This is a genomic window from Streptomyces rubradiris (genome assembly GCF_016860525.1).
In the GTDB taxonomy this organism is placed as follows: domain Bacteria; phylum Actinomycetota; class Actinomycetes; order Streptomycetales; family Streptomycetaceae; genus Streptomyces; species Streptomyces rubradiris.
In genome coordinates this window covers 1291853-1317286 of sequence record NZ_BNEA01000001.1, presented here as the reverse complement: position 1 = coordinate 1317286, position 25434 = coordinate 1291853, and the positions used below count along the sequence as shown (strand labels likewise).

Here is a 25434-nt window from a genome sequence, read left to right as displayed (position 1 = left end):
GAATGAGCGGGGGTCCGCGCAAGAGGGTTCCCGGTCCTCCCTCCGAGGTAGGGGGCGAACCAGACCTGAGGCGGATCCGGGGCACCGGGGCGCTGTTCTACGCTCCGGATCATGTCGTGGAAGAAGTGGACGCGCGGGCGGCTCACCGCGCTCGTGGTGTGCGTCCTGCTGCCCTGGGGAGCGGCGGCCTGCGCAACCGGTGAGGCGCACGAGGGCACGGTCTCGCCCTCGCCCGTGGGGTCCGTGCTGGACAGCACCGACGAGACGGGCCGCAACCTGCGCGAGGTGCCGGCGAAGGACGCGCCCGCCGTCGCCGTCGAGGTCGCCCCGGCCTCGGCCGGCGGCTGGGACGTCCGGCTGAGGCTGCGTCACTTCCGCTGCTCCCCGCCCGGCACCCGGCCGGCCGCCGCCCTCGGGCGCGGGCTCGTCCATCTCTACGTCGACGGCCACCGGGTCGCCCGGCTGCACACCCCCTCCTACCACCTGGCCGCCGACCGCGTCCCGCACGGCACCCACCAGATAACGGCCCGGCTGTACGCCGACGACGGCACGGTGTGGGCGGTCCACGGCAAGCCGATCGAAAGCACCGCCGACATCACGGTCTCCGACGCGGAGACGACCAAAACCACCCCCGCCACGCCGGCCGCGTGAGCCCGGCGGCGCGCGGCCGCGCGCCGGGGGGACGGGAGTCGCGCAGGAGGGGGACGGGGACCGCCCGTGCCGCCTCGAAGACGGCCGCCGGACGCGTCCGGCCATGAGGCGACGGATGCCTGCACCGGTGCGGCGACGACGGCCGGACGGAGGGGGAGGCGGTGGCGAATCCGGCGGGTCCGGTGGGTTCGGTGGGTGGGCCTGGCTGTACGCGTGCCCGCCGGCGCGGGGAGCGGGATCGAGGGGCCGGTCGGGGCGGCGGGTGGTCCGGTCGGTCGGCGGGGGAGTGCGGGTGCTCCGGTGGGGATGGCCCTGCCGGTGTGGAATTTCGGTGGCCGGGTCGGGCCGGACGGCGGGGAAAGCGGTGGCGGACCCGGCTGGTTCTCGGCGGGCGCGGCTGTGCGAGGGACTGGTCGGCGCGGGGAGCGGGACGGGTCGTGTCGGTGGGCGGTCGGGCTGGGGTGGCGGGTGGTCCTGTCGGGTCGGCGAGCGCATGGCTGGCGCGGCCGGCTCAGTGGGATACCGGCCGGGGCTGTGGGGGAGTGGCGGCTGCTCCGGCGGCCCGGCACGGGCGGGGCCGGGGCCGGTGGCCGGTGGCCGGGGACGGTCGGCGGGCGGTGGTGGTCGGCGGTCGTGGTCGTCCCGTCGGGCGCGTGGGCGGGTCGGCGGTCGGTGCGGCCACCGGGTGCCGTGTCCGGTGGCGTACCCCGGCAAGCGCGGTCCCCGTGTGCGCCCGCGTCCGCGGATGAGTGCCGGGCCGCCCCTCTCCGTACTGTGAGGAAGGTTTACCTAACCCTGGCGGAAAGGCATCATGAAGCCCGTGCCCCACGCGACATCGCTCCGTCGCGCGCCCGTCCAGCGGCGCAGCGCCGAGCGGCTCACCCGGATTCTCGACGCCTGCGCCGGCCTCCTCGACGAGGTCGGCTACGACGCCCTGAGCACCCGCGCCGTCGCCCAGCGCGCCGGCGTCCCCATCGGCTCGGTCTACCGGTTCTTCGGCAACAAACGGGAGATGGCCGACGCCCTCGCCCAGCGCAACCTGGAGCGGTACGTCGAGCGCGTCACCGAGCGGCTGGACAAGGCCCGCACGGGCGACTGGCGGGCCGCCATGGACGCCGTCCTGGACGAGTACCTCGCCATGAAGCGCACCGCGCCCGGCTTCTCGCTGGTCGACTTCGGCAACCAGATCCCGGTCGGCTGCCGCCACGACGAGCCCAACACCCGCGTCTCCGACCGGCTCACCGAGCTGCTCGCCGGCTACCTCGGCCGCACCCCCGACACGGATCTGCGGCGGGTCTTCCTGGTCGCCGTGGAGAGCGCCGACACCCTCGTACAACTCGCCTTCCGCATCGACCCGCAGGGCGACGAGGCGGTCATCGCGGAGACCCGGGAGCTGCTGCGGGCCTACCTGGCGCGCGTACTCGACTGACCGGCCCCGCGCCTGACCTGGACTTTTGCGCTTATTGCTCGCACGTCAACATCTTGTTAACGCCGGTTGAACGGACCTAACGTCATCGCACCGCCGACCCCCAGGTGGGATGTTCAAGGGCGAACGTTAGGTATCCATTTCATGCTGACCATCCTCGGCTTCGCCATGATCGCGACCTTCCTGGTCCTGATCATGCTGAAGAAGATGTCGCCGATCGCGGCGCTCGTGCTCATCCCCGCGCTGTTCTGCGTGTTCGTGGGCAAGGGCGGCAAACTCGGTGACTACGTCATCGACGGCGTCACCAGCCTCGCCCCCACCGCGGCGATGCTCATGTTCGCGATCGTCTACTTCGGTGTGATGATCGACGTCGGCCTCTTCGACCCGGTCGTGCGGGGCATCCTGAAGTTCTGCAAGGCCGACCCGCTGCGCATCGTCGTCGGCACGGCGGTCCTCGCCGCGATCGTCTCCCTGGACGGCGACGGCTCCACCACCTTCATGATCACCGTCTCGGCGATGTACCCGCTCTACAAGCGGCTGAAGATGTCCCTGGTCGTCATGACCGGCGTCGCCGCCATGGCCAACGGCGTGATGAACACGCTCCCCTGGGGCGGCCCCACCGCCCGCGCCGCCACCGCGCTGAAGGTGGACGCGAGCGACATCTTCGTCCCGATGATCCCGGCCCTCGCCATGGGCCTGCTGTTCGTCCTCGTCCTCGCCTACGTCCTCGGCCGCCGCGAGCGCGGGCGGCTCGGCGTGCTCACGCTGGACGAGGTGCTGGTGGAGGAGACCGAGACGGTGCTGGTCGGCGCCGCCCCCGGCGCCAAGGCCGGCGCTTCCGGCACCGGCGCGGACCTGCCCGGGGAGCCCGCCGAGGACGGCTTCCAGGGCCTGGACCCGGACCGCCCCACCCTGCGCCCCAAGCTGTACTGGTTCAACGCGCTGCTCACGGTCGCCCTGCTCACCGCCATGATCATGGAGTGGCTGCCGATCCCGGTGCTGTTCCTGCTCGGCGCCGCCCTCGCGCTGACCGTCAACTTCCCGCACATGCCGGACCAGAAGGCCCGGATCGCCGCCCACGCGGAGAACGTCCTCAACGTCTCCGGCATGGTGTTCGCCGCCGCCGTCTTCACCGGCGTCCTGCAGGGCACCGGCATGGTCGACCACATGGCCGAGTGGCTGGTCGGCAACATCCCCGACGGCATGGGCCCGCACATGGCCCTCGTCACCGGCGTGCTGAGCGTCCCGCTCACCTACTTCATGTCCAACGACGGCTTCTACTTCGGTGTCCTGCCGGTGCTCGCCGAGGCGGGCCAGGCGCACGGCGTCTCCTCGCTGGAGATCGCCCGCGCCTCGATCGCCGGCCAGCCGCTGCACATGTCCAGCCCGCTCGTCCCGGCCGTCTACGTCCTGGTCGGCATGGCCAAGGTGGAGTTCGGCGACCACACCCGGTTCGTGGTGAAGTGGGCCGCGCTCACCTCCCTGGTGGTGCTCGGCTCGGCGCTCCTGTTCGGCATCGTCTGATCACCCCGGAAAGGACCGCGCCCATGGCGCCCGGTGGAAACCGCGGCTGGCTGCTCCGCCTCGTCATCGCCTTCGGCTGCGCCCAGGGGGCGGTGTCGATGGCCCGCCCCGCCGTCTCCTACCGCGCCCTCGCGCTGGGCGCCGACGAACGGGCGGTCGGCGTCATCGCCGGTGTCTACGCGCTGCTGCCGCTGTTCGCCGCCGTACCGCTCGGCCGCCGCACCGACCACGGCCGCTGCGCGCCCCTGCTGCCCGCGGGCGTGGTCCTCATCGCGGGTGGCTGCGTGCTGAGCGGACTGGCCGGCTCCCTGTGGGCGATGGCCCTGTGGAGCGGCGTGATGGGCCTCGGCCACCTGTGCTTCGTGATCGGCGCCCAGTCGCTGGTGGCCCGCCAGTCCGCGCCGCACGAACAGGACCGCAACTTCGGCCACTTCACCATCGGCGCCTCCCTCGGCCAGCTCGTCGGCCCGCTCGCCGCGGGCGCCCTCGTCGGCGGTCCCGGCCTGGCGCGCAGCAGCGCGCTCGCCCTCGTCACGGCGGGTGCGGGCGCCGCCGTCGCGTTCACCGCGCTGTGGCGGATCGAGGACCGTACGGCCGGCCCGGCGCGCGCGCCGCGCGGCGGGCGGGTGCCGGTCGCGGGCATCCTGCGCGCCCGGGGTGTGCCCGCGGGCATGCTGATCAGCCTCTCGGTGCTGTCCGCGACCGACATCCTCACCGCCTATCTGCCGGTGGTCGGCGAGCACCGGGGCATCGCCCCGGCGGTGATCGGTGTTTTGCTCGCCCTGCGGGCCGGCGCCACCATCGCCTGCCGGCTCGTCCTCACCCCGCTGCTGCGGCTGCTCGGCAGGTCCGCGCTGCTCACCGGGACCTGTCTGCTGGCGGCCCTGCTGTGCGCGGGGGTCGCGCTGCCGGTGCCGGTGTGGGCGCTCGGCGCGATGCTCACGCTCCTCGGCTTCTGCCTGGGCGTCGGCCAGCCGCTGTCGATGACGACGGTGGTGCAGGCGGCGCCCGAGGAGGCCCGCTCCACGGCGCTCGCCCTGCGGCTGACCGGCAACCGGCTGGGCCAGGTCGCCGCCCCGGCCGCCGCGGGCCTGGTCGCCGGGGTGGCGGGGGTGGCGGCGCCGTTCCTGATGCTGGGCGGGCTGCTGCTGGCCTCCTCCGGGGTGGCGCTGCGCTCCTCCGGGGCGCCCCGGGAGGAGGCCGGACGGGTGGCGGGAGAGCGGCGCGCGGGCCGGGGACTGCGCCGCACGAGCGATATCTGACGGCGCGTCCGGCGCAGTTGCCGGGAGCCGCGCGGTCCTTGAGGCAGTGTCCAGGCGAAAGAGCGATTTGTATGAAAATCGTCTGAACCCGGAGGATTGCGCATGCCCACCCTGACACTCCCCCGTGCAGCCGGTTCCCGCGCGGGCGCCACCGTCGTCCTCACCGCCCTGGCCGCGGCGGGCGCGTCGTGGGTGGCGGCGCCGAACGCGGCGGCCCAGGGGGAGAACGGCGACATCAGGATCCACAACGCCCGCTCCACCAACCCCCCGTCGTTCATCGGCTCGGCCAAGGACGACCCGGTGGTCTGCAAGTTCTTCCTGGAGGCCGTCAACTTCGACACCCTGACCAGCATCGCGTACACGATCACACCCCAGCCCCCGCTGCCCACCGCCGCCACCGTGACCGGCATCATCCAGCTGGCTGGCGGCGCCGGGCACACCGACCCGCTGGGGCTGGCCGACGGGCAGTACAAGATCAGCTGGACGGTGGGGGCGCCCCCGGCCCTGAAGGAGAAGGTCTTCCGCGTCAACTGCCACGACGGCAAGGTGGAGGGCGCGCCCGGCGGCCAGATCGAGGACCACCAGCAGCACGACGGGGAGCACCAGGACAACGGTTCCTGGGGTCAGAGCGACCACGACGGCCCGAAGGGCGGTGTGCACGCGGGCGGCGGCGGCCTCATCGACACGGCCGCCGCGTACTCCCCGGTGGCCGCCGCGGCGGCCGTGGGCCTGGTCGCCGTCAGCGCCGCCGTGTACGTCCGGCTGATCCGCCGCCGGCCCCATGGCGCCGCGTAGACGGCGCAGGCCCTGGTACCGGACCCGCGCCTACCGCCTCGCGCGGACGGCCGTGCTGGTGACCGTCCTGGTGGCGGTCGGCTCGCGCTGCGGGGGACCCGACGGACCGGCCGAGGCCGGCCGGGCGGGCGGCGCGGACGAGGCGGCGGCCCCGGCCGCCCCGCCGCCCCGCCCGCTGCCCCGGTCCCGGCCGACCTCCTTCCGCGTGCCCTCTCTGGGGATCGACGCCCCGGTCGTCCCGCTCCGCCTGGACGCCCACCGGGAGCTGGAGACGCCGCCGGTGGACCAGCCCCGGCTGGTCGGCTGGTACGCGGGCGGGCCCACGCCGGGCGAGGCGGGCACCGCGGTCGCCGTCGGCCACCGCGACACCCGCAGCGGAGCCGCGGTGTTCGCCGGGCTCGCCTCGGTCAAGCCCGGCAAGGCCGTCGAGGTGCGGCGGGCGGACGGACGGACCGCCGTCTACTCCGTGGACCGGGTGAAGGTCTACGACAAGGCCGGCTTCCCCGACCGGGAGGTCTACGGCGCGACCGGGCGCCCGGAGCTGAGGATCATGACCTGCGGCGGCCTGTTCAGCCGGCGCACCGGCTACACCAGCAACGTGGTGGTCTTCGCCCATCTGACCGCGGCGAAGTGAGCGGCGGGCGCGCCCGGGAGGCCGGCGGCCGGTGAACCAGCGCCCGGGGGACGGGACCGGTCAACCGGCGTCCAGGGGACGGGCGCCCAGTCAACCGGCATTCAGTGAACCGGCGGCCCGGTCGTGCGGCGGACTCCGCGTCCGCGCCGGCCGGGCCGTCCGCGATGATGTCCCGGTAGGCCCTTGGCCCGGGAATGTCTGGCGCGGAAAAACTATCACCGCTAGTTTGTGTGCCGGACGACGTGGACCCGCCGGGAGGACACAGCATGAAGGCACATGACGCCCTGTACATCGACGGCGCCTGGCGCCCCGCCCAGAGCGGGGACGTGATCGAGGTCGTCAACCCCGCCGACGAGCAGGTCATCGGCAAGGTCCCGGCGGGCGGCGCCTGGGACGTCGACACCGCCGTACGGGCCGCGCGCGCCGCCCTGCCCGCCTGGGCCGCCACGCCCCCGGCCGAACGCGCCGCCCGCCTGGCCGCCCTGCACCGCGCCCTGACCGAGCGCAAGGACGACATCGTCGCGACGGTCACCGCCGAGCTGGGCTCACCGCCGAAGTTCTCCGAGGCCGTGCACGCGGCCGTGCCCCTCGCGGTCGCCGCCTCCTACGCCGAACTGGCAGCGAAGCACTCCTTCGAGGAGAAGGTCGGCAACTCCACCATCCTGCACGAGCCCATCGGCGTGGTCGGCGCGATCACCCCCTGGAACTACCCGCTCCACCAGATCGTCGCCAAGGTCGCCCCGGCCCTCGCCGCCGGCTGCACGATCGTCCTCAAGCCCGCCGAGGACACCCCGCTCGTCGCCCAGCTGTTCGCCGAGGCGGTGCACGAGGCGGGCGTGCCCGCGGGCGTGTTCAACCTGATCACCGGCCTCGGTCCGGTCGCCGGGCAGGCCCTCGCCGAGCACCCCGGCGTCGACCTCGTCTCCTTCACCGGCTCCACCGCGATCGGCCGGCAGATCGGCGCGGTGGCGGGCGCGGCCGTGAAGAAGGTCGCCCTGGAACTCGGCGGCAAGTCCGCCAACGTCATCCTGCCGAGCGCCGACCTCGCCCGTGCCGTGAACGTCGGCGTCGCCAACGTGATGTCCAACTCCGGCCAGACGTGCAGCGCCTGGACCCGCATGCTGGTCCACCGCGACCAGTACGCCGAGGCCGTCGACCTGGCCGCCACCGCCGCCGCCAAGTACGGCGACCGGATCGGCCCGGTGGTCAGCGCCAAGCAGCAGGCCCGGGTGCGCGGTTACATCGAGAAGGGCATCGCCGAGGGTGCCCGGCTGGTCGCGGGCGGCCCCGAAGCCCCGCGCGAGCGCGGCTACTTCGTCAGCCCGACCGTCTTCGCCGACGTCACCCCGGAGATGACGATCGCCCAGGAGGAGATCTTCGGCCCGGTCCTCACGATCCTGCGCTACGAGGACGAGGAGGACGCCCTGCGCATCGCCAACGGCACGGTGTACGGCCTCGCGGGCGCGGTCTGGGCCGCCGAGGAGGCCGAGGCGGTGGCCTTCGCCCGCCGCATGGACACCGGGCAGGTCGACATCAACGGCGGCCGGTTCAACCCCCTCGCGCCCTTCGGCGGCTACAAGCAGTCCGGCGTCGGCCGGGAACTCGGCAGCCACGGACTCGCCGAGTACCTGCAGACCAAGTCCCTCCAGTTCTAAGGAAGTCAGCGACCATGGCCGTACGAGCCGCCGTCCTGCCCGCCGTCGGCGCCCCGCTGGAGATCACCGGCATCGAGCTGCCCGACCCCGGTCCCGGACAGGTCCGGGTCCGCCTCGCCGCCGCCGGCGTCTGCCACTCCGACCTGTCCCTGTCCAACGGCACCATGCGGGTGCCGGTCCCGGCCGTCCTCGGCCACGAGGGCGCCGGCACGGTGATCGCCGTCGGCGAGGGCGTCACCCATGTCGCCCCCGGCAGCCCTGTGGTGCTCAACTGGGCGCCCGCCTGCGGAAGTTGCCACGCCTGCGCGCTCGGCGAGGTCTGGCTCTGCGGCAACGCGCTGAACGGCTCCGCCGACGTCTACGCCCGCACCGCCGACGGCACCGAGCTGCACCCCGGCCTGAACGTGGCCGCGTTCGCCGAGGAGACGGTGGTCTCCGCGTCCTGTGTGCTGCCGGTACCGGACGGGGTGGATCCCGTCGACGCCGCCCTCCTGGGCTGCGCGGTCCTCACCGGCTACGGCGCCGTCCACTACTCGGCGGGGGTCCGGCCCGGCGAGACCGTCGCCGTGTTCGGCGTCGGCGGAGTGGGTCTCGCCGCGCTCCAGTCGGCCCGGATCGCGGGCGCGTCCCGCATCGTCGCCGTCGACGTCACGCCCGCCAAGGAGGAACTGGCCCGCGCCGCCGGCGCCACCGACTACGTCCTCGCCTCCGACACCACGCCCCGCGAGATCCGCGCCCTCACCGGCAAGCAGGGCGTCGACGTGGCCGTGGAGTGCGCGGGCCGCGCGGTCTCCATCCGCGCGGCCTGGGAGTCCACCCGCCGGGGCGGCCGGACCACGGTCGTCGGCATCGGCGGCAAGGACCAGCAGGTCACCTTCAACGCCCTGGAACTCTTCCACTGGGGCCGCACCCTGTCGGGCTGCGTCTACGGCAACACGGACCCGTCCCGCGACGTGCCGATCCTCGCGGACCACGTCAGGCAGGGTCGCCTGGACCTGTCCACCCTGGTCACCGACCGCATCACCCTGGAGGACATCCCGGCGGCCTTCGACAACATGCTCGCGGGGAAGGGGGGCCGGGCGGTCGTGGTGTTCTGACGCCGCCCCTCACCGCAGCGCGCCGGACGGGATGCCGAGCAGGTCGGACATGGCCTGCCAGCAGTACCTACCGGTGCCGCCCCTGCCGCTCCTGGACGAGCAGCCCGCCGGCCACCAGCCGGTCCAGGTGCTCGCTCAGCGTGGAGGGGGCCACCCCGGCGTGCCGGGCCAGCTCACCGGCCGTCCACGCCCGCCCGTCCAGCAGTGCCGGCAGGCCCGCGGCCCGCGTCCGGTCGGCGATCGGCCCGGCCGGCGCGGCGAGGCCGGCGGCCCGGGGGTCCTCGGTGCTCATGTCCCCAGCACGGGGCACCGGTACTTCGGCGGTCGCCGAAGCGTCACACCCGTACCCGCTCGTACTGCTGCGCCAGCCCGTCCAGCAGCGCGCCGAGCCCCGTCTCGAAGGCCCGCTCGTCGATCTTCTCCTGCTGCTCGGCGAGCAGATGGGCCTGCCCGAGGTGGGGGTAGTCGGCCGGGTCGTAGGCGCTCGCGTCGTCCACGAAGCCGCCGGCGAACGACCCGAGTGCCGAGCCCATGATGAAGTACCGCATCAGCGCGCCGATGGAGGTCGCCTGGGCCGGCGGCCAGCCCGCGTCGACCATCGCGCCGTAGACCGCGTCGGCCAGCCGCAGCGCGGCCGGGCGGCGGCCGGGGCCCCGGGCGAGCACCGGGACGATGTTCGGGTGGTCGCGCAGGGCGGCCCGGTAGGAGACGGCCCAGTCGTGCAGCGCGGTCCGCCAGTCCCGGCCGTCCTCGAACATCGACAGGTCGACCTGCGCGCTCACCGAGTCCGCGACGGCCTCCAGGATCTCGTCCTTGGTGCGGAAGTGGTTGTACAGCGAGGGCCCGCTCACCCCCAGCTCGGCGGCCAGGCGCCGGGTCGAGACGGCCGCCAGGCCCTCCCGGTCCACGAGATCCCGGGCCGTTTCGACGATCCGGTCGGGGCTGAGGAGGGGCTTGCGCGGTCGGGCCATGGCGCACATAGTAGGGCTGCGAGGCAGAAACTAGCAGTGCTAATTTAAATGTACGGCTTTCAAGGGCCGTCGACGGATGCGTTCGGTGTGGGGTGATCTCGTGGTGAACCTGGGGCTCAGCGAGGAGCAGGCGGCCGTACGGCAGCTCGCCCGGGACTTCGTGGAGCGCGAGATCGCCCCGCACGTGGTCGCCTGGGACCGCGCCGAGGAGGTGGACCGGGGCATCGTCAAGAAGCTCGGCGACATCGGCTTCCTGGGCCTGACCATCGACGAGGAGTACGGCGGCTCGGGCGGCGACCATCTCGCGTACTGCCTGGTCACCGAGGAACTGGGCCGCGGCGACTCCTCCGTGCGCGGCATCGTCTCCGTCTCCCTCGGGCTCGTCGCCAAGACCATCGCCGCCTGGGGCGGCGAGGAGCAGAAGCGGCGCTGGCTGCCCGGCCTCACCGCGGGCGAGTACGTCGGCTGCTTCGGCCTCACCGAGCCCGGCACCGGCTCCGACGCCGGCAGCCTCACCACCCGCGCCGTGCGCGACGGCGACGAGTACGTGGTCAACGGCAGCAAGATGTTCATCACGAACGGCACCTGGGCGGACGTCGTCCTGCTCTTCGCCCGCTCCACCGACGCCCCCGGCCACAAGGGCGTGTCCGCCTTCCTGATCCCCACCGACACGCCCGGCCTGACCCGCCGCACCATCCACGGCAAGCTCGGCCTGCGCGGCCAGGCCACCGCCGAACTGGTCCTCCAGGACGTGCGGGTGCCCGCCTCCGCCATGGTCGGCGCGGAGGGCAAGGGCTTCAACGTCGCCATGTCCGCGCTCGCCAAGGGCCGCATGTCGGTGGCCGCCGGCTGCGTCGGGATAGCCCAGGCCGCACTGGACGCGGCCGTGGCGTACGCGGGGGAGCGCGAGCAGTTCGGCACCCCCATCGCCCACCACCAGCTGGTGCAGGAGCTGCTCAGCGACATCGCCGTCGACGTCGACGCGGCCCGGCTGCTGACCTGGCGGGTCGCCGACCTGATCGACCGCGGCGAGCCGTTCGCCGTGGAGTCCTCCAAGGCCAAGCTGTTCGCCTCCGAGGCCGCCGTCCGCGCGGCGAACAACGCCCTCCAGGTCTTCGGCGGCTACGGCTACATCGACGAGTACCCGGTCGGCAAGCTCCTGCGCGACGCCCGCGTGATGACGCTCTACGAGGGCACCAGCCAGATCCAGAAGCTGCTCATCGGGCGTGCCCTGACCGGCGTCTCGGCGTTCTGAGTACCCGCCTGAGTACTTCGGCGGATGTCCCCGCGGCCGCGTCCGCCGAAGCTGGGCCCATGAGCGACACACCGGTCAGACAGCAGAGCACCGCAGCCTTCTACGGCCAGGCGGTGGCATCGTTCGCGGTCGCCATGGCGGCCACCGGCATCGGCATCCTCCGGCTGGAGGCCAGCGCCTGGGTCCGCGGGTTCCTGGCGATCGCCGTGCTGTACCTCGTCACCTCCGCTTTCACCCTCGCCAAGGTGATCCGCGACCGGCAGGAGGCCGGGCAGCTGGTCAGCCGGGTCGACCAGGCCCGGCTGGAGAAGCTGCTCGCCGAGCACGACCCCTTCGACAAGGTCTGAACGGCCACGCTAAGCGCCCGCTCACCGTCGGCGGTATGGTGGTGCTCCTGTCACCGAGAGGGGCGAGCGAGCGATGAGTACGGCGGAGGAGACGACCGGCGGCGAAGTGGAGCCGTGGGAAGAGGTCACCCCGGACGCGGCCCGGCGGCTGCTCGTCGCCGCCGTGGAGGCCTTCGCCGAGCGCGGCTACCACGCCACGACGACCCGGGACATCGCGGGCCGCGCCGGCATGAGCCCGGCCGCGCTGTACATCCACTACAAGACGAAGGAAGAGCTGCTCCACCGGATCAGCCGGATCGGCCACGACAAGGCCCTCGGCATCCTGCGCACCGCGGCCCGCCGCGAGGGCAGTGCCAAGGAGCGGCTGGCCGACGCGGTCAGCTCCTTCGTCCGCTGGCACGCGGGCCGGCGCACCACCGCGCGGGTCGTGCAGTACGAGCTGGACGCCCTCGGCCCCGACGCCCGCGCGGAGATCGTCGCGCTGCGCCGCCAGGTGGACGCCGAGGTGCGCCGGATCATCGAGGACGGCGTGGCCGCCGGCGAGTTCGACGTCCTGGACGTGCGGGGCACCACGCTCGCCGTGCTGTCGCTGTGCATCGACGTGGCCCGCTGGTTCAACGTGGACGGCCCGCGCACCCCCGAGGAGGTCGGCGCGCTCTACGCCGACCTCGTCCTGCGGATGGTCGGGGCCCGCTGAGGCCCGGGGCGCGGGCGGTACGCGGGTCGCGGGTACCGCGGGCCTACAGGTAGTACCGCGACACCGACTCCGCCACGCACACCGGCTTGTCGCCGCCCTCGCGTTCCACGGTGAAGGCGACCGTCACCTGCACACCGCCGGTGACGTCCTCGACGCCGGTGATCGTCGCGGTGGCGCGCAGCCGGGAGCCGACGGGGACGGGGGAGGGGAAGCGGACCTTGTTCGTCCCGTAGTTGACGCCCATCTTCACGCCCTCCACCCGGATGAGCTGCGGCCCGATGAGGGGCAGCAGCGACAGGGTGAGATAGCCGTGCGCGATGGTGGTCTTGAACGGCCCGGCGGCGGCCTTCTCGGGGTCCACGTGGATCCACTGGTGGTCGCCGGTCGCCTCGGCGAACAGGTCGATCCGCTTCTGGTCGACCTCCAGCCAGTCGGTGTACCCCAGCTGCTCGCCCACGGCTGCCCTCAGCTCGTCGGGGGAGGTGAAGGTCCTCGGTTCTGCCATGTTCCCGGCCTCTCGCTCGCATCTCTAAGCAACTGCTTAGCATGGTCGGGTGGCGGAGCGATGTCAACGGAACGCGGGGCCGGTGAAGTCGGGGGCCTCTGTAATCTCTGAGAGGTGCCCCAGATTCCCGAGAAGATCCACGAGCTGACCGTCGGCCAGTTGTCCGCGCGCAGCGGAGCGGCGGTGTCCGCCCTGCACTTCTACGAGTCCAAAGGCCTGATCTCCAGCCGGCGCACCTCCGGCAACCAGCGCCGGTACAGCCGCGACACCCTGCGCCGGGTCGCCTTCATCCGCGCGGCCCAGCGGGTCGGCATCCCCCTCGCCACGATCCGCGAGGCCCTGGCCGAACTGCCGGAGGGGCGCACGCCGACCAGGGAGGACTGGGCCCGGCTGTCGGAGAAGTGGCGCTCGGAACTGGAGGAGCGCATCCAGCAGTTGAACCGGCTGCGCGACCAGCTCACCGACTGCATCGGGTGCGGCTGCCTGTCCATGAAGACCTGCGCCCTGTCCAACCCGGGCGACGTGTTCGGCGAGCGCCTGACGGGGTCCCGGCTCATGGCGGAGCGCCGCTGAGCGCCGCTACCGTCGTCCTCCGCCGGTGCGTCCGGCCCGGTACGGGAACCGGGCCCGCTCGGCCACCGCCTCCGCCACCAGCCGGGCGTTCGACCCGGCCCGTCGGCCGTCCGGCAGCAGCAGGGTGTCCTCCAGGCCGACCCGGATGGCCAGACCCAGCCGGACCGCCAGCCGGAGCACCGGCCAGGTGCCGCCCTCCTCGCCGTGCAGCAGCACCGGGCGGCCGTGCGCCGTCCCCAGCTGCGCCAGGAGCGACCGTGCCGACGCCCCGGCCGTCGCCGGGTCCGGGTCGGTCACCTCGGCCAGGATTCTGAGCACCCCCGGCCCGAGCGGCGAGGCGGCGAATCGCTCCGCTCCCCGGGTGCCGGACCGGATGCCCGCCTCCATGCCCACGCCCCGGGCCAGCAGTTCCGCCGCGACCTCCTCGGCGCCTGCCTCGTGCCAGTTGACCGAGGCGAAGTCGGGCAGCACCGTCCAGGAGCGCACCCGGTCGAGCCGGGCCGCCGGGTCGGGCTCCGCCCGGGCACCGGTGGTCACGCCGACCGGTACCGGCACCCGCGCCCGTATCGCCTCCAGCGCCGGGCCGACCACGCGGGGGGAGAGACTCTCGCGCCCGCACGGTGTCCGGGGGTGGACATGCACCGAGGTGGCGCCGGCCGCCACCGCCTCGGCGGCGGAACGGGCCAGATCCCGCGGGGACATCGGGACGCCCGCGTCGTCCACGGCGGAGCGGCTTCCGTTGAGACACGCCTGCACCATGTCCTGATGGTGCCCGCGGCCGCTGACGGCGCCACCCGCCTCCCGGTGGGCCTCCCGTCGGAGGGGTGCGGCACCCCCTGCGCACCCCCGCACTTCGCCGCGACCGGTGGTCAGACCGGTGTCAGCTGGCGGCCCCGGCCCGCGTGCCGGAGGGCCGGCGGGCTGAGCACGGGACGCGGGACCAGGATGCCGCAGCCCGTGCAGACCGGGCCGGACGACGGCTCGTGGTCCAGGCCGTACTTCCAGACCAGGTGCTCCTCGCCGCACACCGGGCACGACGTGCCCGGCTCCCGTTCCAGTGCGGCGATCAGCCGGCGCAGCACCTCCGCCAGCGGCGCCCGGGGGTGCACCCGGGGATCGTCGCACCAGGCGACCCCGAACCCGCCCCAGGTCAGCCGGTGCCAGTCGTCCACGCTGCCCGGCCGGCGCAGCCCGTCGTGCTTCTCCCGCTTGCGCCGCTCGGTGAAGTCCGTCTCGTAGGCGAGCCAGACGTCACGAGCCTCCTCCAGCTCCTCCAGCGCGGCCACCAGCCGCGCCGGATCGGGCGAGCGGTCCTCGGGGCCGAACCCCGCCCGGGAGCACAGATGGTCCCAGGTCGCCCGATGCCCGTAAGGGGCGAACTTCTCAAGGCACTTGCGCAGCGAGTACCGCCGCAGTGCCAGATCGCAATCCGGGTCGCGTACCTGTCTCGCCAGACTCCGGAAACCGGCCATCGCCCTGCACCTCCGTCACACCTGTACCTGCGCTGCGGTCACTTCGGCGTCGTCGCACGGACGTCGCCGAATAGACGTATCGACAGGCGATTCGGCTCCATCTCTTCTCCGGTTCTCCTCGCGGACTCCAGAAAGTGACGCATGTTCACCTTTAAACGTGGGGATAACCGGCGGTAACGTTCGGCCACCCCAGTCGCTTGGAGCTGCCATGCCACGGCGAACCCCACGTATCGCCCCTGACGGTCTGAGAACGTTCCGCCGACTCCCCGGGTTCCTGAAGACGGCGTCCGTATGCGTCCTCGTCGCCGGTCTCCTCACACCCCTCACACGGACCGCGGTGGCGGCGACCGACGCGACGGCCCCCAACGACCACTGCGGCGGCCGTTGTTCGGACATCCTGCCGCCCGGTGAGAACGGCACCGCGACCCTCGCGCAGATCCTGCTCAACCAGGCCTTCGGCACCCAGCCCGCGCACGCCGACGACCAGCTCGGCCCGTACGCCGACCTGGCCACCGGCTACAAGACGCTGACCGACGCCACCGTCAACACCTTCTTCAACGACGCCTCCTTCGGCGTCCCCGCCGACCAGGTCGCCTCCACCGAGAAGCCGGCCGGCCGCACGGACGTGACCATCGTCCGCGACAAGAAGACCGGCGTGCCGCACATCACGGGCACCACCCGCTACGGCACCGAGTTCGGCGCCGGATACGCGGCGGCCCAGGACCGGCTCTGGCTGATGGACGTCTTCCGGCACGTCGGACGCGGACAGCTCACCGGCTTCGCCGGCGGCGCACCCGCCAACCAGGGCCTGGAGCAGCAGTTCTACCGCAACGCCCCCTACACCGAGGCCGACCTCCAGGCGCAGATCGACAACGCGGTGGCGCACAACGGCGCCCGCGGCCAGCAGGCCCTCGCCGACGTCAAGGCATACCTGGACGGCATCAACGCCTACATCGACGCCTCCGACAAGGGCCGTTACTTCCCCGGCGAGTACGTCCTCACCGGCCACAAGGACTCGATCACCAACGCCGGCACCATAGAACACTTCAAGGTCACCGACCTGGTGGCGCTGGCCTCCGTCATCGGCTCCCTGTTCGGCTCCGGCGGCGGCGGAGAGGTCGACAACGCGCTGTCCCTGCTGGCCGCCCAGGACAGGTACGGCGTGGCGGAGGGCACGAAGGTCTGGGAGTCCTTCCGCCAGCGCAACGACCCCGAGGCCGTCCTCACCGTGCACGACGGCGAGAGCTTCCCCTACGGCGCCAAGCCGGCCGACCCCCAGGGCGCGGCCCTGCCCGACGCCGGCTCGGTGACCCCCGAACCCCTCGTGTACGACCGCACCGGCAGCGCCGCCACCGCGGACGCCGCGAAGACCTCGGCCGGCGCGGCCGGGACCGCGCTCGGCTCAGCTCGACGCGGCATGTCCAACGCCCTCGTGGTGAGCGGCAAGCACACCGCGAGCGGCCACCCGATCGCCGTCTTCGGGCCGCAGACCGGCTACTTCGCCCCGCAACTGCTGCTGCTCCAGGAGATCCAGGGCCCCGGCATCAGCGCCCGCGGCGCCTCCTTCGCCGGCCTGAGCATGTACGTCGAGCTCGGCCGCGGCCAGGACTACGCGTGGAGCGCCACCACCTCCGGCCAGGACATCATCGACACCTACGCGGTCGAACTGTGCCAGGACGACTACCACTACCTCTTCCACGGCACCTGCACCGCCATGGAGAAGATCGAGCAGAGGAACGCCTGGAAGCCGACCGTGGCCGACGGCACCGCCGCGGGGTCGTACACCATGCGCGTCTGGCGCACCAAGTACGGACCGGTGGCCTACCGGGCGACCGTCGGCGGCAAGAAGGTCGCCTACACCACCCTGCGCTCCTCCTACCTGCACGAGGCCGACTCCATCATCGGCTTCCAGATGCTGAACGACCCCGACTACGTCAAGGGCCCGCAGGACTTCCAGAACGCGGCCCGGCACATCAACTTCACCTTCAACTGGTTCTACGCCGACTCCCAGCACACCGCGTACTACAACAGCGGCGACAACCCGGTCCGGGCGGACGGGGTCGACGCCGACTTCCCGGTGTGGGCGGCCCCCGCCTACGAGTGGCGGGGCTGGGACCCGGCCGGGAACACCGCCGACTACACCCCGGCCGCCGCCCACCCGAACTCCGTCGACCAGGACTACTACATCTCCTGGAACAACAAGCAGGCGAAGGACTACGCCGCCGCACCCTGGGGCGAGGGCCCGGTGCACCGCGGCAACCTGCTCGACGACCGGGTGAAGAAGCTCGTCGCGGCCGGCGGGGTGACCCGGGCGAAGCTGACCCGGGCCATGGCCGACGCGGGCCTCGCCGACCTGCGCGCCGAGGACGTGCTGCCCAGGCTGCTCAAGGTCGTCACCTCCCAGCCGGTGACCGACCCCACGGCCGCCGCGGCGGTGGCCAAGCTCCAGGCGTGGGTGACCGCGGGCGCCAAACGCACCGAGACCTCCGCCGGCTCCAGGACCTACGCCGACGCGGACGCGATCCGCATCCTGGACGCCTGGTGGCCGCTGCTGGTCAAGGCCGAGTTCGAACCCGGCCTCGGCACCGGCCTGTACACCGCCCTCACCCGCAACCTGCCCGTCGACGAGGCCCCGTCCGCCGGACACGGCCCGACCGGCTCACACGCCGGCAGCGCCTTCCAGTACGGCTGGTGGTCCTACGTCGACAAGGACATCCGGGCGGTGCTCAAAGAGCCCGTACAGGGCCCGCTGGCGCGCACGTACTGCGGTGACGGCAGCCTCACCGCCTGCCGGGACCAACTGCTCGGCACCCTGAAGCAGGCGGCCGCACTGACCGCCGCCCAGGTCTACCCCGGCGACGACCAGTGCGCGGCGGGCGACCAGTGGTGCGCCGACTCCATCGCCCAGCGCGCCCTGGGCGGCATCAAGCACGGCCGCATCGGCTGGCAGAACCGGCCGACCTACCAGCAGGTCGTGGAGTTCACCTCGCACCGCTGAACCGGTCCGGGGCCGAGGGGCGGCGGGTCAGGTGACGCGGCCCGCCGCCAGTACCAGCCGCGCCAGCTCGGGGTGCACGATGTCGCTGTGCGCCCCGGTCGGCGCGCCCCCGCGCCGGACCACGGCCGCCGCGTCCACGTTGACACAGCCCGACGCCGGCAGTCCGCCGCCGAGGGCCGCCGCCAGGTCCAGCCGGGTGGTGCCGGGCACCGCCTGCACCCCGTCGTGCCCCAGGGCGCCCCAGCGCGGGCCCAGCACGGCCGCGATCTCGTTCCCGGCGCAGGAGCGGTCGTCCCCGGCGAGCCGTGAGGCCAGCGGATAGATCGTGCCGAGGGCCGTGTCGAAGCGCGAGTGGCAGCACACCAGGGGGCCGTCGACGCGCCGCTGGACGTCCTTGAGCGCCCCCGACCGGCCCGCCGCGTGCGGCAGCCGGGCCGAGAACGCGTAGTGCGAGAACGCGCCTTGCAGCAGGGTCACCGACTTCACCGTGCGCACCGGCTCCGGCAGCCCGCGCAGCGCGAACGCCACCAGCCGGCCGCCGAAGCTGTGCCCCACCAGGTGCACCCGCACCCCGGGCGCGGCCTTCGCCAACCGCCCGAGCAGCGGCCCGAGTCCGCGCTCGCCGATCGTCCCGGCCCGCCGCTTCATCTGGTAGTACGTCGCCTGCCGCAGCAGTTCCTTCGCGCCGTCCCACGGGTTCGGCAGACGGAACCCGGCCGCCCCGGCGTCCGGACGCAGCGCGGCCAGGGCCTCGGCGAACTGCTCGCAGGCGGCCACCGGGTCCCCGGTGAACACGGCCGGCTCGCCGTCCTCGTCGGTGTCGGCCACCGCCCACCGCCCCCCGGGCTCCAGCAGCAGCCGCACCAGCCGCCCGAACTCGGCCGTCCCCTCGGTGCCGGCCGGCCGCTCGTCCAGCAGCCGGGCCAGCCGGTCCAGCACGGTCGCCCGGCCCGGGAAGGTCTCCAGCAGCGCGCGCCGGGTGTCCTTGTCCAGCGCCGGGCGGGGCGCCGCCTGGACCTCCTCGGCCGCCACGGACCTCGGGAAGTCGGGGATCGGCTCGTCGCTGAACCGCATCGACGGCCAGATCACCCCGGCGTACCCGATCCGGGCCTTCGGCGCGAGCCGGGGGACGGGGGCGAAGAACCGCCGGTACAGCGCGGTCGCGCCCGAACGGTCGTTGTTCCAGCCGTGCGCGAAGACGACCAGGTCCCGCACGCCGCGGTCGGTGACCTGCGCCAGCAGCCGGTCCCGTTCGGGGCCGTCCACGTCCCCGTCCGCGTCGAAGGTCAGCTCCCAGTAGGGAGACACGCTCATCCCAGGATCGGCCATGCCGGGCTCCCTCGTCCCCGATGAAGACGCGCTACTTGTACAGGAGATACCCCTTTCGCACCCGCCGGAACGCGGCCAGCTCCTCCTGCCAGGCACCCGTCACCTCGTCGGTGTCCGCGCCCGCGTCGATCATCGTGCGCACCTGGTCGGAGCCGGTGAGCCGGTCGATCCAGTGGTCGGACCGCCACGCGAACCCGTCCCACGCCTTCCGCGCCGTCACCAGCAGCGCGACCCCGGTGCGCACGGGGTCGAAGGCGGCCCGGTCGGTCACATGGACCTGCACCCCGCCCACGGTCTTCCCCTGGAACTTGGAGAACGTGGGCGCGAAGTACGCCTCCCGGAACCGCACGCCGGGCAGCCCCAGCCCGTTCACGGCGGCGGCCCAGCGCCCGTCCACGCCCTCCGCGCCGAGGAGTTCGAAGGGCCGGGTCGTGCCGCGCCCCTCGGAGAGATTCGTGCCCTCGAACAGGCAGGTCCCGGAGTACACCATCGCGGTGTCCGGCGTGGGCATGTTGGGGCTCGGCGGCACCCAGGGCAGGCCCGAGCCGTCGTAGAACGCGGACCGCTTCCAGCCCGACATGCGTACGGTCTCCAGCGCGACCGGCGTGCTCAGGAACTCCCCGTTGAACAGGCCGGCCAGCTCCGCCACCGTCATGCCGTGCGCCTGAGCGATCGGCTTCCGGCCGACGAAGCTGGCGAACTCCTCGCGCAGCACCGGGCCTTCGGCCGCGCGGCCGGTCACCGGGTTGGGGCGGTCCAGCACGACGAAGCGCTTCCCGGCGAGCGCCGCCGCCTCCATGCAGTCGTACAGGGTCCAGATGTAGGTGTAGAAGCGGGCGCCGACGTCCTGGATGTCGAAGACGACCGTGTCCACGCCGGACGCGGTGAAGATGTCGGCGAGCGGCCGGCCGCTCTTCAGGTACGTGTCGTACACCGGCAGGCCGGTCGCCGGGTCGTCGTGGCGGCCCTCGGAGCCGCCGGCCTGGGCGGTGCCGCGGAAGCCGTGCTCCGGGCCGAAGACCGCCGTCAGCTCGACCCGGGGGTCGCGGTGCATCACGTCGACGATGTGCTCGGCGGCCCTGGTGATGCCGGTGGGGTTGGTGACGACGCCGGTCTTCTGGCCGGCGAGGAGCGCGTAGTCGTGGGCGGCGAGGTTCTCGAAGCCGGTGCGGAGCGGCTCGCGGTGGTGGTGGGGCATGGGAGTCGCCGCCAGTGCGGTCGAGGCGAGCAGGTTTCTTCGGGACAGGTCCATGAGTCCTCCAGTCCCCTAGAGGTTGGCGCGCCCGCCCTTCCTTTTACACATACCGACTGGTTAGTCTGACGCTCGCCGAGCCGAGTCGCAGCGTGTCGTGTCGAAGTCGCGTCGCGTCGTGTCGTGTCGAAGGAGACCGATGGTGGAAGCCGTGCGGGATGCGGGAGTGGTCGTCACCGGAGCGGGCGGGGGGATCGGGGCCGCGCTGGCCCGGCGGTTCGCCGCCGAGGGCGCCCGGGTCGTGGTGAACGACCTGGACGCCGGCAAGGCGAAGGCGGTGGCCGAGGAGATCGGCGGGACCGCCGTGCCCGGCGACGCCTCCCGCGTCGTCGACGCGGCCCGCGAGGCCCTCGGCGGCACGGTGGACGTCTACTGCGCCAACGCCGGGGTCGCCTTCGAGGACGGCGACCTCACCGCCCTGGACGAGCACACCTGGGAGACGTCCTGGGACGTCAACCTGATGGCCCACGTCCGCGCCGCCCACGCGCTGCTGCCCGGCTGGCTGGAGCGGGGCGCCGGACGGTTCGTGTCCACCGTCTCCGCCGCCGGACTGCTCACCATGATCGGCGCGCCCTCCTACAGCGTGACCAAGCACGGCGCCTACGCCTTCGCCGAGTGGCTGTCCCTGACCTACCGCCACCGGGGCGTCAAGGTGCACGCCATCTGCCCGCAGGGCGTCCGCACCGACATGCTGGCCGCCACCGGCAGCGCCGGCGACCTGGTGCTGCGGCCCACCGCGATCGAACCCGAGGCCGTCGCCGACGCCCTGCTGAAGGGCATCGAGGAGGACCGCTTCCTGATCCTGCCGCACCCCGAGGTCGCCGGCTTCTACCAGGCGCGGGCCGGCGAGCCCGAGCGCTGGCTCGCCACCATGAACCACATCCAGCGCAAGTGGGAGGCCGCCCGGTGACCGCCGTCCGCTACGCCGACCGCCCCTGGCTCGCGCTGCTGACCGACGACCAGCGCGCCCCGCTCGACCCCGCCGACTCCCTGGTGCACGCCCTCGGCACCGCCGTCGCCGGGCACCCCGACCGCGCCTGCCTCGCCTACTTCGACACCCGGCTGACCTACCGGGACATCGACGAGCTGACCGACTCCGTCGCCGCCCACCTCGCCGGGCGCGGACTGCGGCGCGGCGACCGGGTGGCCGTACTCCTGCAGAACTCCCCGCACTTCGTGCTGGCCGTGCTCGGCGCCTGGAAGGCGGGCGCGACCGTCGTCCCGGTCAACCCCATGTACAAGTCGGGCGAGGTCGCGCACGTCCTGCGGGACGCCGAGGTGACCGCGCTGATCTGCTCCGACCGGGCCTGGGAGGGGTACCTGCGGCAGACCGCCGCCGACTCCCCGGTACGGATCGTGCTCACCGCCTGCGAACGGGACTTCCAGACCCGCGACGACCCCCGCGTGCTGGCCTTCGAGCGGCTGCCCCAGGCCCCGGACGCCGACGACCTGACGGCGGTCGCCCGGCAGGGCGGCCGGCCCCCCGAGGGCCGCCTGCCACGCCCCGAGGACATCGCGCTGATCAGCTACACCTCGGGCACCAGCGGCATCCCCAAGGGCGCCACCAACACCCACGCCAACATCATGTACAACGCCGAACGGCAGAGCACCGGACTCGGCCTGCCCGAGGGGCCCGTCTACTACGCGCTCGCCCCGCTGTTCCACATCACCGGCATGGTCTGCCAGCTCGGCGCCTGCCTGAACGGCGCGGGCACCCTGGTGCTCACCTACCGCTTCGAGCCCGGTGTCGTCCTGGACGCCTTCGCCGAGCACCGCCCGCACTACACCGTCGGCCCCTCCACCGCCTACATGGCGCTCGCCGCCCACCCCGGCGTCACCCGCGAGCACTTCACCTCCTTCGTGCAGCTCTCCTCCGGCGGCGCGCCCGTGCCGCCCGCCCTCGTGGAGCGGTTCCGCGAGCGCTTCGGGCCGTACCTGCGGGTCGGCTACGGCCTCACCGAGTGCACCGCCCCCTGCGCCTCCGTCCCGCCCCACCTGGAGGCGCCCGTCGACCCGGTCTCCGGCACCCTGTCCGTCGGCCTGCCCGGCGCCGACACGGTCGTGCGCATCCTGGACGACCGGGGCGCGGAGGTGCCCTTCGGGGAGCACGGGGAGATCGCCGTACGCGGACCGCAGGTGGTACCCGGCTACTGGCGGCGGCCCGACGCCACCGCCGAGACCTTCCCGGACGGCGAGCTGCGCACCGGCGACATCGGGTTCATGGACGAGCGGGGCTGGCTGTACGTCGTGGACCGCAAGAAGGACATGATCAACGCGTCCGGCTTCAAGGTGTGGCCGCGCGAGGTCGAGGACGTCCTCTACACGCACCCGGCGGTGCGCGAGGCGGCCGTCGTCGGGGTGCCCGACGGGTACCGGGGCGAGACCGTCAAGGCCTATATCAGCCTCCGTCCGGGCGCCGAGGCGGCCCCCGGCGAACTGGCCGCGTACTGCAAGGAGAGACTGGCCGCGTACAAGTACCCGCGTCAGGTGGAGATCCTGCCCGAGTTGCCCAAGACGGCCAGTGGGAAGATCCTCCGTCGGGAACTGCGTTCCCGGAACACCGACTGAAAGACATGGAAAGGCAGGTGGCGGCAGTGCCCAGGACCACGGACGGAGACGGCACGCCCGTACCGCAGCGGCTGCTGGCCGCCGCCACCCGGCTCTTCGCCGAGCAGGGCTACGACCGCACCTCCGTGCAGGAGATCGTGGAGGCGGCCGGCGTCACCAAGGGCGCGCTGTACCACTACTTCGGCTCCAAGGACGACCTGCTGCACGAGGTGTACGCGCGCGTGCTGCGCCTCCAGCAGGAGCGGCTGGACACCTACGCGAACGCCGACGAGCCGGTGGCCAAGCGGCTCAGGGACGCGGCGGCCGACGTGGTCGTCACCACCATCGAGAACCTCGACGACGCGTCGATCTTCTTCCGGTCCATGCACCACCTCAGCCCGGAGAAGAACAAGCAGGTCCGCGCCGAGCGCCGGCGCTACCACGAACGCTTCCGCGCGCTGGTGGAAGAGGGCCAGAAGGAGGGCGTCTTCTCCACGGCGACCCCGGCCGACCTGGTGGTGGACTACCACTTCGGCTCCGTCCACCACCTGTCGACGTGGTACCGCCCCGACGGCCCGCTGACCCCCCAGCAGGTCGCCGACCACCTCGCCGACCTGCTGCTGCGGGCCCTGCGGCCCTGACCCGGGCGCCCGGCGCCTAGTCGATGATCTCCTTGAAGAACAGCACCGCCGAGGCGGCGGTGCCGGCGCCCGCGCTCACCGCGACCGGCCAGGCGCTGCCGGCCAGCGCCGCCAGCACGCCCGCCCCGGCGCCGACCAGCCCGGCCAGCAGGAACACGATGGCGGCGCGCTGGGTCAGCAGCGGCCCGCCCCCGCCGGGCCGCCCGGAACCGGACCGGGGCGCCGTGCCGCTCCTCACCGGTCTTCGCCGGCCGGGACCGGCTCCGGTACGCCGTCCCGGTCCGTCAGCAGCCACGGGTCCTGCGCGGGCCGCACGAGCGTGAACTCCACCCGCCCGGCCGCGTCCGTCCGGACCCCGTGCACGGCGGGCTCGGGCAGGCTGTTGTAGTGGAACGGCGTGGAGAAGTAGTACGCGCCGGTGTCCGGCACCACCACCAGGTCGCCCGGCCCGAGCGGCGGCAGCGCCCGGTCGCGGGCCAGCAGATCGCCGGCGAAGCAGGCCGGGCCGGCGATGTCCTGCCGCACGGGCCGCGCCCGCAGGGCGGCTCCGTCCGGGCCGTACGCCTCGATCCGCAGCGGCCAGGCGTCGGGGCTGAACACCGTCCGGGTGGCGACCTGCACCCCGGCGTGCGTCACGGCGATCGGCCGGCCCCCGGCGCTCTTGGTGTACTCGACGTACGCCGCCAGGAACCCGTTCTTCGCCAGCACCGACCGGCCGAACTCGGTGACGACCCGGTACCGGCCCTCGAACAGCCCCGGGGCGTGCGCCCGCAGCTGTGCGACGTAGTCGGCGAATGTCGGCGTGACCTCGTCGTCGGCGAAGTTCACCGGCAGCCCGCCGCCGATGTCGATGCCCTCCACCCGGCCCGCGCCGAACGCCGCCGTCACCTGGCCGGCGAACTCCACCGCCTGCGCCACCCCGCGCGCCATCAGGTCCAGCGGGCAGCCCTGCGACCCGGTGTGGGTGTGCACCCAGGTCAGCCACGGATAGGCGGCGAACGCCCGCAGCAGCCGCTCCCGGTTGCCCGGATCGGTCAGCGGGACACCGAACTTGGAGGTGGTCGTGGCGGTGCTCATCGCGGCGATGGCCCCGCCGCCGACCTGGCAGTTCAGCCGCACCCCGATCCGGGACGCGGACCGGCGGCCCGCCAGCAGCGCGTCGATCCGCTCCAGCTCCTGGAAGCCGTCGGCGTTGACGGCCACCCCCAGTTCCAGGGCCCGCGCCAGCTCGGCGCGCGTCTTGGCCGGGGAGTCGAAGACGATCCGGTCGGCCGGGAACCCGGCCGCCAGCGCCCGGGCCAGCTCGCCCCCGGTCGCGACCTCGCAGCCCATCCCGAGCCGTTCCAGCTCCCGCAGCACCGGCACCAGGCAGTTGGCCTTCGCGGCGAACGCGTGCGTGACGGCGGGCAGTTCGGGGGCGCCGGGAAACGCCTCGCGCAGCGCCCGGACCGTGGCCCCGACACCGTCGAGGTCCACGAAGGCGGCCAGCGGGGCGAGTTCCGGGTCGAGCAGGCCCTGCCGCACGGCCTCCCTCAGGACGTGCTCGCGGCGCGCGGCGGCACGGGACACAGCGGTCATGGTGCACCCTCCGGTGTGGGACAGCGGCCCGAGGCCGTTTCCCCGAGCACATGACCAGGCTGCTCGCCGCACCCGGGGACGGTCTTCGTCGGCTGCGCACAGGCATACCCGCCCCGGCCGGGCCCGCACCGGGGGTTCGCACCCCGGCGCGTCCGCCTTCGTGCGCGGCGACGAGGAACGGCCCCTTCGGTGGTGCGGGCGCACGAGGTGCCTCTTCGGTGCGCG

At 73.4% G+C, this 25434-nt stretch carries 24 protein-coding genes and 1 pseudogene; 16 read left to right on the top strand and 9 right to left on the bottom strand.

Features of this window, described 5'->3' with window-relative positions:
• Positions 1-111: 111 nt before the first annotated feature.
• From Srubr_RS06145 to Srubr_RS06110, 8 genes are all read left to right on the top strand, one after another.
• The gene (locus tag Srubr_RS06145; protein ID WP_189996098.1) at positions 112-651 is read left to right on the top strand and encodes a hypothetical protein; all 540 of its coding nucleotides are present in this window, start codon (positions 112-114) and stop codon (positions 649-651) included.
• A gap of 811 nt (positions 652-1462) precedes the next feature.
• Positions 1463-2080, top strand: coding sequence for a TetR/AcrR family transcriptional regulator (locus Srubr_RS06140; RefSeq protein WP_189996099.1), 618 nt, complete (start codon positions 1463-1465; stop codon positions 2078-2080).
• Positions 2081-2221: 141 nt separating this feature from the next.
• Positions 2222-3601 carry a CitMHS family transporter gene (locus Srubr_RS06135; protein ID WP_189996100.1) on the top strand — a complete coding sequence of 460 codons (1380 nt, stop codon included), beginning with the start codon at positions 2222-2224 and terminating at the stop codon, positions 3599-3601.
• A 23-nt stretch (positions 3602-3624) separates the two neighbouring features.
• Positions 3625-4863, top strand: coding sequence for an MFS transporter (locus Srubr_RS06130; protein ID WP_189996101.1), 1239 nt, complete (start codon positions 3625-3627; stop codon positions 4861-4863).
• A gap of 102 nt (positions 4864-4965) precedes the next feature.
• Positions 4966-5658, top strand: coding sequence for a hypothetical protein (locus Srubr_RS06125; protein ID WP_030781527.1), 693 nt, complete (start codon positions 4966-4968; stop codon positions 5656-5658).
• Entirely contained in the window at positions 5645-6292 is a 648-nt protein-coding gene (locus Srubr_RS06120) for a class F sortase (protein WP_189996102.1), read from the top strand. Before Srubr_RS06125 ends, Srubr_RS06120 begins: the two co-directional genes overlap by 14 nt.
• A gap of 266 nt (positions 6293-6558) precedes the next feature.
• The gene (locus Srubr_RS06115; RefSeq protein WP_189996103.1) at positions 6559-7947 is read left to right on the top strand and encodes an aldehyde dehydrogenase family protein; all 1389 of its coding nucleotides are present in this window, start codon (positions 6559-6561) and stop codon (positions 7945-7947) included.
• Between the two features lie 14 nt (positions 7948-7961).
• Positions 7962-9044 carry a Zn-dependent alcohol dehydrogenase gene (locus tag Srubr_RS06110; protein ID WP_189996104.1) on the top strand — a complete coding sequence of 361 codons (1083 nt, stop codon included), beginning with the start codon at positions 7962-7964 and terminating at the stop codon, positions 9042-9044.
• Between the two features lie 70 nt (positions 9045-9114).
• Here Srubr_RS06110 and Srubr_RS06105 read toward each other — a convergent pair.
• Positions 9115-9336 (bottom strand): annotated as a pseudogene (locus Srubr_RS06105) (ArsR/SmtB family transcription factor); the annotation flags it as partial.
• 43 nt (positions 9337-9379) lie between these two features.
• Positions 9380-10015 carry a TetR/AcrR family transcriptional regulator gene (locus Srubr_RS06100; protein WP_189996105.1) on the bottom strand — a complete coding sequence of 212 codons (636 nt, stop codon included), beginning with the start codon at positions 10013-10015 and terminating at the stop codon, positions 9380-9382.
• A 103-nt stretch (positions 10016-10118) separates the two neighbouring features.
• Here Srubr_RS06100 and Srubr_RS06095 point away from each other — a divergent pair, with 103 nt between their 5' ends.
• From Srubr_RS06095 to Srubr_RS06085, 3 genes are all read left to right on the top strand, one after another.
• A complete protein-coding gene (locus tag Srubr_RS06095; RefSeq protein WP_189996382.1) occupies positions 10119-11270 on the top strand; it encodes an acyl-CoA dehydrogenase family protein in 1152 nt (383 codons plus the stop codon).
• 59 nt (positions 11271-11329) lie between these two features.
• Positions 11330-11617, top strand: a complete 288-nt coding sequence (locus Srubr_RS06090; RefSeq protein ID WP_189996106.1) for a YiaA/YiaB family inner membrane protein — start codon at positions 11330-11332, stop codon at positions 11615-11617.
• 73 nt (positions 11618-11690) lie between these two features.
• Complete coding sequence (locus Srubr_RS06085) at positions 11691-12314, top strand: TetR/AcrR family transcriptional regulator (protein ID WP_189996107.1); 624 nt, start codon at positions 11691-11693, stop codon at positions 12312-12314.
• A 43-nt stretch (positions 12315-12357) separates the two neighbouring features.
• Here Srubr_RS06085 and Srubr_RS06080 read toward each other — a convergent pair whose 3' ends face one another.
• Complete coding sequence (locus Srubr_RS06080) at positions 12358-12819, bottom strand: MaoC family dehydratase (RefSeq protein WP_189996108.1); 462 nt, start codon at positions 12817-12819, stop codon at positions 12358-12360.
• A 114-nt stretch (positions 12820-12933) separates the two neighbouring features.
• Here Srubr_RS06080 and soxR point away from each other — a divergent pair, with 114 nt between their 5' ends.
• Positions 12934-13392, top strand: a complete 459-nt coding sequence (gene soxR, locus Srubr_RS06075) for a redox-sensitive transcriptional activator SoxR (protein WP_189996109.1) — start codon at positions 12934-12936, stop codon at positions 13390-13392.
• 6 nt (positions 13393-13398) lie between these two features.
• Here soxR and Srubr_RS06070 read toward each other — a convergent pair whose 3' ends face one another.
• Both Srubr_RS06070 and Srubr_RS06065 read right to left on the bottom strand, forming a co-directional pair.
• Complete coding sequence (locus tag Srubr_RS06070) at positions 13399-14151, bottom strand: 3-keto-5-aminohexanoate cleavage protein (protein ID WP_189996110.1); 753 nt, start codon at positions 14149-14151, stop codon at positions 13399-13401.
• A gap of 110 nt (positions 14152-14261) precedes the next feature.
• Positions 14262-14864 (bottom strand): hypothetical protein, encoded by a 603-nt coding sequence (locus tag Srubr_RS06065; RefSeq protein ID WP_189996111.1) that lies wholly within the window; start codon positions 14862-14864, stop codon positions 14262-14264.
• A gap of 208 nt (positions 14865-15072) precedes the next feature.
• Here Srubr_RS06065 and Srubr_RS06060 point away from each other — a divergent pair, with 208 nt between their 5' ends.
• A complete protein-coding gene (locus tag Srubr_RS06060) occupies positions 15073-17862 on the top strand; it encodes a penicillin acylase family protein (protein ID WP_189996112.1) in 2790 nt (929 codons plus the stop codon).
• 27 nt (positions 17863-17889) lie between these two features.
• On the opposite strand, the gene Srubr_RS06055 is transcribed toward Srubr_RS06060, so the two are convergent.
• Together Srubr_RS06055 and Srubr_RS06050 are read right to left on the bottom strand one after the other, a co-directional pair.
• Positions 17890-19191 carry a serine-threonine protein kinase gene (locus tag Srubr_RS06055; RefSeq protein WP_189996113.1) on the bottom strand — a complete coding sequence of 434 codons (1302 nt, stop codon included), beginning with the start codon at positions 19189-19191 and terminating at the stop codon, positions 17890-17892.
• Positions 19192-19222: 31 nt separating this feature from the next.
• Complete coding sequence (locus tag Srubr_RS06050) at positions 19223-20443, bottom strand: exo-beta-N-acetylmuramidase NamZ family protein (RefSeq protein WP_189996114.1); 1221 nt, start codon at positions 20441-20443, stop codon at positions 19223-19225.
• Positions 20444-20582: 139 nt separating this feature from the next.
• On the opposite strand from Srubr_RS06050, the gene Srubr_RS06045 reads away from it, so the two are divergent.
• Genes Srubr_RS06045 through Srubr_RS06035 form a run of 3 tightly spaced genes read left to right on the top strand, consistent with a single transcriptional unit; the run spans position 20583 to position 23631 of the window.
• Entirely contained in the window at positions 20583-21353 is a 771-nt protein-coding gene (locus Srubr_RS06045; protein WP_189996115.1) for an SDR family oxidoreductase, read from the top strand.
• Complete coding sequence (locus Srubr_RS06040; protein WP_189996116.1) at positions 21350-23011, top strand: class I adenylate-forming enzyme family protein; 1662 nt, start codon at positions 21350-21352, stop codon at positions 23009-23011. Before Srubr_RS06045 ends, Srubr_RS06040 begins: the two co-directional genes overlap by 4 nt.
• Positions 23012-23037: 26 nt before the next feature.
• Positions 23038-23631 carry a TetR/AcrR family transcriptional regulator gene (locus Srubr_RS06035; RefSeq protein ID WP_189996117.1) on the top strand — a complete coding sequence of 198 codons (594 nt, stop codon included), beginning with the start codon at positions 23038-23040 and terminating at the stop codon, positions 23629-23631.
• Between the two features lie 16 nt (positions 23632-23647).
• Here Srubr_RS06035 and Srubr_RS06030 read toward each other — a convergent pair whose 3' ends face one another.
• Together Srubr_RS06030 and Srubr_RS06025 are read right to left on the bottom strand one after the other, a co-directional pair.
• Positions 23648-23869, bottom strand: a complete 222-nt coding sequence (locus Srubr_RS06030; protein ID WP_189996118.1) for a hypothetical protein — start codon at positions 23867-23869, stop codon at positions 23648-23650.
• Positions 23866-25209 carry a type III PLP-dependent enzyme domain-containing protein gene (locus Srubr_RS06025; RefSeq protein ID WP_189996119.1) on the bottom strand — a complete coding sequence of 448 codons (1344 nt, stop codon included), beginning with the start codon at positions 25207-25209 and terminating at the stop codon, positions 23866-23868. Before Srubr_RS06025 ends, Srubr_RS06030 begins: the two co-directional genes overlap by 4 nt.
• Positions 25210-25434: the final 225 nt, after the last annotated feature.